This is a genomic window from Klebsiella sp. NPDC088457, from assembly GCF_044900465.1.
In the GTDB taxonomy this organism is placed as follows: domain Bacteria; phylum Pseudomonadota; class Gammaproteobacteria; order Enterobacterales; family Enterobacteriaceae; genus Klebsiella.
Genome location: NZ_JBJDNH010000124.1, coordinates 1 through 1,063 on the forward strand (window position 1 = coordinate 1; position 1,063 = coordinate 1,063).

Sequence of the window (1,063 nt, forward strand, 5' to 3'; positions counted from 1 at the left end):
TCGGCATGGTTCGAGCGAGCAGATGCCACCGGCTGAATATGAAAACCTATATTATCAACGGCTCAGAAGTGTCTAGATTATCCGTGGCGATTCAAACCGTGTGAAACGAGCACCCCACCAAAACCTGCGCGTTTTAGCGATGCGTTTACGGTCTGACTGTTCATCGGCTGGTTTGGCTTGATGCGGCTGGGAAAGATAAATTCTCGATTTCCACTTAACGGCTCCATCATCTCCAGTATCACAATTGCTTCATCTGACAATGGAACAGTATGGTCGCGGTTCATTTTCATGCGTGCTGCAGGAATCTTCCACTCTCGCGCTTCCATGTCTACCTCATCCCAACGAGCCTCAGCCGCTTCGGCAGGGCGGGTAATAGTAAGAAGTTGCCACATGAACAGGCAGCGTGTGGAAAGGCTAATGCTGGCTGTTCGCATTGTCTGCATCAGTTGAGGTAGCTGATCCGGTCGAATGCTGGGCATGTTCTTTTTCTGAGGCTTCTTGAAGGCTTTACCGATATTAACGCTGGGAACGGCATCAATAAGACCTGTGTTTTGGGCGTAGATCATGACCTCATTAATGCGTTGGCACAGGCGACGAACGGTTTCCAGTGCTCCTCTGGCCTGAACTGGTTGGACGGCCTGAACCAGTGTGTGAGCTTTAATATCTGTAACGCTAACGTCGCCAATTGCAGGAAAGACATCTCTTTCAAGAGAGCGCCAAATGTCCTCTGCATAGTCTTCGGTCACACTGGCTTTCTTCACATTCCACCAACGTTCTGCTACGAGTTGGAAAGTATTGGTTTTGGCTTCCAGCGAACTGCGAAGTTGTTCTTGCTGATGTTCCTGTGGATCGATTTGTTTCGCCAGGAGAGAGCGAGACTCTGCCCGGTAGTTTCTGGCATCGGCAAGCGTAACTGACGGGTAGGGGCCTATGCTCTTCTTCGCTCGTTTCTTAGTGACAGGGCGAATGTGTTACCAACGGTGCGAAAGTGATCCATATCCGACGCCTGAAATTAGATCCAGGGGTTAATCTGCTCTCCTGATTCGGGAGAGCTTATGGTCAC

General features: G+C 50.1%; 1 pseudogene. It reads right to left on the minus strand.

Going from position 1 to position 1,063, the window contains the following annotated elements:
• Window positions 1-92: 92 nt before the first annotated feature.
• Window positions 93-971 (minus strand): annotated as a pseudogene (locus tag ACI2JR_RS28345) (integrase domain-containing protein); the annotation flags it as partial.
• Window positions 972-1,063: the final 92 nt, after the last annotated feature.